General features: G+C 68.9%; 7 protein-coding genes. 3 read left to right on the forward strand and 4 right to left on the reverse strand.

Annotation, left to right across the window (positions count from 1 at the left end; genetic code table 11):
• On the forward strand, positions 1 to 919 hold a 919-nt coding region (locus DQP58_RS25045), incomplete at its 5' end, for a MinD/ParA family ATP-binding protein (RefSeq protein ID WP_205869540.1).
• On the opposite strand, the gene sigI is transcribed toward DQP58_RS25045, so the two are convergent.
• Positions 916 to 1,773: an RNA polymerase sigma factor SigI gene (gene sigI, locus DQP58_RS25050; RefSeq protein ID WP_112710790.1), complete on the reverse strand. Its 858-nt coding sequence runs from the start codon at positions 1,771 to 1,773 to the stop codon at positions 916 to 918. The two genes, DQP58_RS25045 and sigI, sit on opposite strands and share 4 nt — an antisense overlap.
• A 113-nt stretch (positions 1,774 to 1,886) precedes the next feature.
• On the opposite strand from sigI, the gene DQP58_RS25055 reads away from it, so the two are divergent.
• Complete coding sequence (locus tag DQP58_RS25055; RefSeq protein WP_112710795.1) at positions 1,887 to 2,738, forward strand: NAD(P)H-binding protein; 852 nt, start codon at positions 1,887 to 1,889, stop codon at positions 2,736 to 2,738.
• Positions 2,739 to 2,749: 11 nt separating this feature from the next.
• On the forward strand, positions 2,750 to 3,190 hold the full coding sequence (locus DQP58_RS25060; protein WP_066870112.1) for a nitroreductase family deazaflavin-dependent oxidoreductase: 441 nt from the start codon (positions 2,750 to 2,752) through the stop codon (positions 3,188 to 3,190).
• 5 nt (positions 3,191 to 3,195) lie between these two features.
• On the opposite strand, the gene eccA2 is transcribed toward DQP58_RS25060, so the two are convergent.
• The 3 genes from eccA2 to mycP form a co-directional block, all read right to left on the reverse strand.
• The gene (gene eccA2 / locus DQP58_RS25065; protein ID WP_205869541.1) at positions 3,196 to 5,034 is read right to left on the reverse strand and encodes a type VII secretion system ESX-2 AAA family ATPase EccA2; all 1,839 of its coding nucleotides are present in this window, start codon (positions 5,032 to 5,034) and stop codon (positions 3,196 to 3,198) included.
• 60 nt (positions 5,035 to 5,094) lie between these two features.
• Complete coding sequence (eccE, locus tag DQP58_RS25070) at positions 5,095 to 6,705, reverse strand: type VII secretion protein EccE (protein ID WP_112710792.1); 1,611 nt, start codon at positions 6,703 to 6,705, stop codon at positions 5,095 to 5,097.
• Positions 6,702 to 7,733, reverse strand: a 1,032-nt coding sequence (gene mycP / locus DQP58_RS25075) for a type VII secretion-associated serine protease mycosin (RefSeq protein ID WP_112710793.1), incomplete at its 5' end; no start/stop codon positions are given. The genes mycP and eccE, both read right to left, overlap by 4 nt.

A 7,733-nucleotide genomic window follows, 5' to 3' on the forward strand; every position in this document is an offset into this window, starting at 1 on the left:
GGCGCCCGCAGAGCTACCCGATCGCGGTTGGCGACGAGTCCTGCGGCTGATTACCTTCGGGCTGGTCAACCTGGGCCCGTCGCCCGCCCAGCGACAGGAGGCCCAGTTCGAGGCGGCCATCCGGACCCGGCTGTACGGCAACTACAAGGTCGGCGTGCTGGGCAAGGGGGGCGTGGGCAAGACGTCGGTGGCCGCGAGCGTGGGCTCGCTGCTCGCCGCGCTGCGCAGGCAAGACCACGTCGTCGCGATCGACGCCGACACCGCGTTCGGCAGGCTCAGCAGCCGGATCGATCCGGCATCGACGGGCTCGTTCTGGGAGCTGACCGCCGACAAGAACCTACGGTCCTTCGACGATGTGGTGGCGCGGCTGGGCCGCAATGCCTCGGGTCTTCATGTGCTCGCCGGGGAGCCGGCGACGGGCCCGCGCCGAGTGCTCGATCCGGCGATCTACCGGGAAGCCGCGCTGCGACTGGACCGCCATTTCACGATCTCGGTCATCGACTGCGGTTCGACCATGGACGCGCCGCTCACCCAGGAGGTCCTGCGCGACCTGGACGCGCTGATCGTGGTGTCCTCCCCCTGGGCCGACGGCGCATCCGCCGCCGCGCGGACCATGGAGTGGCTGGCGGATCAGGGCCTGGTCACGCTGTTGCGCCACACCATCGTGGTGCTCAACGATTCCGACGGTCATGCCGACAAACGCACCCGGGCATTGCTCGCCCGCGAGTTCACCGACCATGGCCGGCCGGTGATCGAAGTGCCCTTCGACCCCCACCTGCGGCCCGGCGGCGTGATCGACGTGGGTCACGAGATGGCCCCGGCCACGCGGCGCAAATTCCTCGAGATCACCGCGACCATCGCCGGATACTTCGCGGCACGTCCGCACGGCGGCGCAGACCACGCGGGCACGCCGAACTAAGCCCGCGCCGCCGGGTCGGCGATCGCCTCGATCTTCATCACCCGGGACCCGCGGATCGTCAGCACAATGACGGCGAACAGGCGGCGCTCGCTGAAGGCCAGCAGCACCGGTCCCCCGACGGGTCCGCTGACCAGGGTCACGTCCGGCCACAGGTAGCGCAACAGGTTGGTGGCCACCGCATCCGGCCCGTGGTTGATCTGCTGTGGCGGCGCCGGGTCCGCGAGGATGGTGCCCACACCCCACACCGTCGGATCCAAGACGGCGGCCAACGCCTCGAGGTCACCGTTGGCGCATGCGGTGATGAACTTCTCGGTCACCAATTGGTGTTCGGCCGATGCGACGTCGCTCAACTTCGGCTGTGCCGCATGGAATTTCGTGCGCGCCCTGCGAGCCAGTTGGCGGCAGGTGCCGACCGGGCGGCCCACGGTCTGCGAGATCGAGTCGAACGGGACGCCGAACACGTCGTGCAGCACGAAGGCGACCCGCTCAGCGGGGCTGAGCCTGCGCAGGACTTCGAGCAGGGCGGTGCGGATCTCGTCGTCGAGCGTGACCCGGTCGGCCGGGTCGAAGCGGGGCGGCGCCGGTTGCTCGGCAACCTCTCCGGGCCGTTCGTATCGGGCGCGGGCCGACCGCACCTGGTCCAGGCACAGCCGGCTCGCCACCACGGTCAGCCAGCCGCGGGCGTCCTCGATTTCGCTCACGTCGGCGCGCGAGAATCGCAAAAAGGCCTCTTGCGCAACGTCTTCCGCGTCGCCGATGTCGCCCAGCATCTGGTAGGCGAGGTTGACCAGGTATGGGCGGTGCCGACGCCAGGCCTCGCCGACCTGGTCACCGGTTGACTGCGACTGGTTCATGACTCTTCGACGATCTGCTGGGGCGAAAAGTTACAGGTTCTCCCGGGTAACTTTCCCACCTTTTGCCTCGTCGTTTCTCCCAGTGCACAAAGTTCACGGAAAGGATGCCCATCATGACCATCGTCACCATCGTCGTCACCGGTGCGACCGGCAACGTCGGACGCCCACTCGTCACCGAACTGCTGGCCGCGGGAGCCCGCGTGCGGGCGGTCACCCGGCAACCGGGGCCGGCCGGATTTCCGTCCGAGGTAGAGGTGTTCGGCTCGGCTGCCGAGGCGCTACCCGGTGCCTCCGCGGTTTTCCTGAATTCGCGGGCGCTGGGTGCGCAACTGGACGACGTAGTGGCCCGGTGCGGGCCCGCCGGTGTCAGCAAGCTGGTGGCGCTGTCGGCGATCAACGCTGACGACGACGTCGCCCGGCAGCCGTCCCGGTTCCGCGGGGACCGCAACCGGGAGGTCGAGCGCCTCGCCGTCGACTCCGGTTTGGACTGGGTCAGCCTGCGGCCCACGGTGTTCGCCACCAACTTCGCCGGCATGTGGTCGGCGCAGATCCGCGCCGGCGACGTGGTCGCCGGACCCTACGCCGCGGCATCGGCGGCCCCGATCGTCGAGACCGACATCGCCGGTGTCGCGGCGCATGCCCTGCTCACCGACGAGCTTGCCGGGCAACGCATCCCGCTGACCGGTCCGCAAGCCTTCACCAACGCCGAGCTGGTTGGGGTCATCGGCGCCGTCCTGGGCCGGCCGCTGCAGTACCTCGAGATCCCCGCCGATGCCGTGCGACAACGATTCGTCGGGTTGGGCTTCAGCGCCGGATTCGCCGACGCCTACCTCGCCATGCAGGCCGAGACGCTCGACAACCCGGCCCTGGTCACCCACGAGGTGGAGAAGATCCTCGGTCGGCCCCCAGTCCCGTTCGCGCACTGGGTCTTCCAGCACCGAGCGATGTTCAGCACCGAGAAATAAGGAGTCTCTAGATGACCGATCCACGCCCCCCGCGCTACCTCAAGCCCATGAACAAGTTCATGATGGCGGTCCAACGGCTGGGCATCCCGACCGGCCCCGCCATGGTGCTCACCGTGCCCGGCCGCAAGTCGGGCCAACCGCGCCGAACCCCGATGACGCCCTTCAACTTTAGAGGCGGCCTCTACGTCGTGGCCGGTTATCCCGGCGCCGACTGGGCCGCGAATGCCCGGGCGGCCGGCACCGGCACGCTCAGCCGCGGCCGACGGTCACGCCCAGTGCGGATCGTCGAACTCTCCGCCAGCGAGGCGCGACCGGTGCTGCGGGCCTTCCCCACCGAGGTCCCGGTCGGGGTGGCCTTCGCGAAACGCTCGGGCATGGTGCGGGACGGCACCCCCGACGAGTTCGAAGCGCTGGCAGGGCGATTGGCCGTTTTCCGCTTCGAACCGGCCTAGCCGCGTCACCAGACGATGGCCGCCATGTCGCGGTTGTCCGAACACACGCTGCGCACCGCGGCCTGGATGTCGGCCGAGGTGATGATCTGCAGATCCTCGATCGTGACCGGTTGACCCGCACGCTTTTGCGCCACTACCCGGGTGTCGCGAAAACCCTCGGCGCGCTCCACGACGTTGCGGGCGAACCTACCATTCTGCATGGCGTCGATGCCGTGGCGTCCGCCCGGCGTGGTGTAGTTGCGGATCGTCGTCGCGGCGTCCAGGAACGTTTCTTTGGCGCCATCGTCGAGCAGGCTGGCGCGCGGCGTGGCGTAGCGGTGCGCGATCTCGACGATCTCCGCCGGCGAATAGGACTCGAAACGCAGCTTGCGGTTGAACCGGCCGGCCAAACCCGGGTTCACGGTGAGGAAGGCGTCCACCTGATCTTCGTAGCCCGCCCCGATGAAGCAGAAGTCGAATCGGTGCACCTCCAGCGCCACCAGGAGCTGGTTGACGGCCTCCATGCCGATCATGTCGGGCGTACCGTCCTGATGGCGCTCGATCAGCGAATAGAACTCGTCCATGAAAATGATTCGGCCCAGCGACTTTTCGATCAGCTCGTTGGTTTTGGGCCCCGATTCGCCGATGAAGTGGCCGCAGAAGTCCGACCGGCGCACCTCGCGGATCTCGGGGTGGCGCACGATCCCCATGCCGGCGTAGATCTTGCCCAGCGCCTCGGCGGTGGTCGTCTTACCGGTACCGGGCGGACCCACCAGCAGCATGTGGTTGGTCTGACCCTCCACCGGCAGGCCATGCTCGAGCCGCATCATCCGCACTTCGAGTTGATCTTCCAGCGCCGCGACCGCTTGCTTGACCGCGGCCAGTCCCACCTGCTTGGCCAGCAGCTTGCGGCCCTCGGCCAACAGCTCCGCGCGCACGTCGGCGGCGGCGTCGTCGTCGAGTTCGTCGCGGCTCTTGGCCGACGAGGCGTCCCATCGATCGGTGCGGCTGTCGATGGTTTCTTCGTCGGTGACAACCAGGTGCAGGTTCGGGTCAGCCAGTGCCTCTTTGGCCGCCTCGGTCAGGACGCCGTTGATGGTCGCCTTGGACAGCCAGATCTGAGCCTTGTCCTCCTCGCGCAGCTGACGGTGCACCATCCCCCGCACATAGGCCAGATCGGCGACCAGCAGCGGAATGTCGGCCGGTCCGATCGACGCGGTCAGCACATCGGCGTCGAACCGCGACGACGACTGGGTGTGCCCGATCACGTCGACGCGGTCCAGCCAGTCCAGCGCCACCCGGCCCTGCCCGAGATGGGCGGCGGCATGGGCGGCCAGCGCGCAGATCGACGCGGTCACCGCCGACATGACGATGGCCTGGGCGGGCAGCTCATCGGCGGCGGCCAGCAATACGTCCGGCCAGCGTTGCGTCCGGTACATCAGGAACGTGCGGGCCAGCTGGTGCCACTGATAGTTGGTCCAGGAATCGAGCAGGTCACGGTTGGTCAGCAGCCTGTCCGCCTCGGCGTACTCCCCGGCGATCGTCAACGCGGACGCCAACGCCAGCCCGACCTGTGACGCGTCGGTGACGGTGATGCCGATGTAGGGACCGAGCTGGATCTCGGCGGCCAGCGTCTGCCCGATGCGCGTGGTCTCGCGGTGCAGCCATTCGCTGGTGGCGTACAGCTGCCGCAACGACGCCAGGTCGCTGTCACCGCACGCGATGCGCCCCAACCAGGCGTCGGCCATGGACGGGTCGGCGTCGGTGGCAGCGACGAACTCCGGCAGCGCCGCCGCCCGGCCCTGCCGGCTCTTGATCGCCATGGCACGATCGAAATGCCTTCGGGCGGTCTGCAAATCACCCATCACAACCCCTCGCGGCACTGCGCTCATCACACCGTGCCTCAAACTCGCGTTTCTGACCTGCTACGTGCCGACCGAGATGCCCACCGGCTCGAGACTGACGTAACGGTTCTCGGCGCGGAACATGTCCATCTCGACGAGCCAATTCTCTCCTGCTGCACTGACGTTGACCACCGCCGGCCCGATCTGCTCGATGATCACCTCGAAGCCGTTCCGATGCGCCTCGGAGAGCTGGGCCCCCGCGGGGGCGATGGTGATCACCGTCGCCGGTCGCGGGGTCGGGGAGATCGCCGCCTCGATACCGCCGCCCTCGAGCGCTCCCGCGCCGCTCCCCCGTCGCGGGGCGTACTCGACGACGCTGACGGTGGTCCGCGGTGCGGGACGCGGACTGTTGACCACAGTGATCTCCGGCATGCGCACGCTGATCCAGCGCGACATGTCGCGGGTGTGCACGCACACCCGCTCGCCGGCACCGGCGGTCCGGATCACGATCCGCTTGGCGATCGGGTCGTCGGCGGCAACGAACACGCGCGACAGCTCACCGGCGTCGGTGACCGGCACCAGCAGCCGGTCGCCGTTGCTGAGCTTGCCGATCAGCACGCCCGACGGTCCGATCTCGGTGATCAGCTCGGCCGGCAGCGGGCTGCGTCGCAATCCACGCAGGTGCGGACGGGGGCCACACATGTTCGCGGCCGCCGCGGCGGCCTGCTCGCCGTTGAGCCGGCGCAGGATGACGCTGGGCGGCGTCGGTGCCGGCGTGGGTGTGCGCACGGTGATGGTGGCAGTGCACGTGGCATCCGGGAAGACGGTCACGTTCTGGATGACCTCGTCGGCGCGCAGCGTCCACGCCTGCGAGAGGTTGCGTGACGTGATCGCCTCGGCCGGATACGCATAGGTGGTCATCCAACCCGCTTCTCCGCGTATGGCTTTCCATCGCTGCACGGTTCCCGACACCGCGTCCCACCCCAGCCTGCGGTCGAGCTCGAGGAGGTCGGTGGCGGTGGCCACCTTAGCGCGCAGCCCCTGACAGCGCAGCAGTCCGGCGATGCGTTGTGCGACCGAGATAGCCGCCGCGCCAACGGTCGTGCGCCAGAACAGGGCTTGGGCGTTGTCGATTACCGCCAGCCGCATGACCAGCCACGTCTCACGCCGGCCCGCGTAGGGCGGGGTTCCGATCTCGGAGTCGTAGACACGCGGAAAGTCCCCGATGGTGCCGTGCCGGGAGCCGATGGTGACCACGCTGATCGAATCGAGCTGCAGGCCAAGCGCCTGGTGCAGCATCGGCACCAATTCGACGATGTCCAACACGTTTTCGGTCTCGACGCTCACCGAGCCGGTCACCCTGGTGGCTCGGTGGCCCCTGCCCAGCAGCTGCACCGCGACCACGGCGACACCGTCCTGGACGCGGACGCCGCCACCGGATCGGTTGTTGGCCACGGTGATCGGGGCCGCCCAGTCGATCGGGCGCCGGCCACGCCGCCACAACACGGCCCACGACCACGCCGGCTGACCCCACCAGCGCACGAACACCAGCGCGACCCCCACCACCACGGCTACGGCGGCGCCGATGTAGCCACCCACCAGCCAGCCGGCGAAGGCGAGCAGGAACACCACCCATACGCCGACCACCCGGCGATTGCTGCCGCGGCTGAACCCGGTCAGGTCGGGCCTCATCGGGCCCTCCGCAACCGGGCAGCGATCGCGAACACGAGCACGCCGGCGGCGACGGTCCCGAGGAACCCGATGGCGATGTTGCGCGCCCGGTGGTCGGGCGGCGGGGGTGGCGGGGCCGGGGTGATGACCCGGCTTTGCGCGCCGGGGGCCATCCGATCGCCGGGCGGGATGTTGAAGGTCAAGGCGGCGACGGGATCCACCATCCCGTATCCGACCTTGTTGTCCACGCCCGCAGGCGGATTGTGCGCCGACTGCACGATCCGGTTGATCACCTGATGCGCGCTGAGTTCGGGGAATTTCGCGCGCACCAGCGCGGCGACGCCGCTGACGTAGGCCGCCGAGAAGCTGGTGCCCCAGAACGGCATGTTCTTCTCGCCCGGTCTCGACGGCGGGTAGGCATTCACCGGGCCGCCGCCCTGCGGTGAGAGGCCCATGATGTGGGTTCCGGGTGCGGCCACGCCGACCCAGGGACCGGTCATGCTCTTGTCGAGCGGGGCACCGCTGCTGTCGACCGCGCCCACCGACAGGACGTAATCGGAGAACCACGACGGCGCCGAGACGATCTTGACCTCGTGCCAGTCCCGCGGATCGGACGGATCCAATGGGTCATACGTCGGGTTGTTGTTGCAGCCCGCTTCGCCGTCGTTACCGGCGGCCGCCACGATCACGGCGTCCTTCGCGGTGGCCGCGTACCACAGCGCTGAACCGAGGGCCCGCTGATCGGCCGGGGCCGCCGCGGGCAGGCACGCGGTGACGGAAATGTTGATCACCTTGGCCCCCATGTTGGCGGCGTGAACCACCGCGCGGGCAACGGAATTCAGCGTTCCGGCTTTGACCTTCTCGTCCGAGTAGGGGTCTCCCGGCGGTGGATTCACCGGCTCGAAGGCTCGTGACGACTGCCGGATCGAGATGATGGTCGCGTGCGGGGCCACGCCCACTACCCCGTCAGGTGCACCCGGGGGAAGCGGCGGCACCGCGGGTTCGTCTTCGGTCTGCGGATCCGGCGGCCCGTTCGACGCGGCCGTGGC

Source organism: Mycobacterium colombiense (genome assembly GCF_003284975.1).
Lineage (GTDB): Bacteria > Actinomycetota > Actinomycetes > Mycobacteriales > Mycobacteriaceae > Mycobacterium > Mycobacterium europaeum_A.

Bases quoted from the DNA above. Each gene is read 5' to 3' on its own strand.
- DQP58_RS25055 (WP_112710795.1), top strand. From the start codon at position 1,887: ATGACCATCGTCACCATCGTCGTCACCGGTGCGACCGGCAACGTCGGA.
- eccA2 (WP_205869541.1), bottom strand. From the start codon at position 5,034: ATGGGTGATTTGCAGACCGCCCGAAGGCATTTCGATCGTGCCATGGCG.
- DQP58_RS25060 (WP_066870112.1), top strand. From the start codon at position 2,750: ATGACCGATCCACGCCCCCCGCGCTACCTCAAGCCCATGAACAAGTTC.
- sigI (WP_112710790.1), bottom strand. From the start codon at position 1,773: ATGAACCAGTCGCAGTCAACCGGTGACCAGGTCGGCGAGGCCTGGCGT.
- eccE (WP_112710792.1), bottom strand. From the start codon at position 6,705: ATGAGGCCCGACCTGACCGGGTTCAGCCGCGGCAGCAATCGCCGGGTG.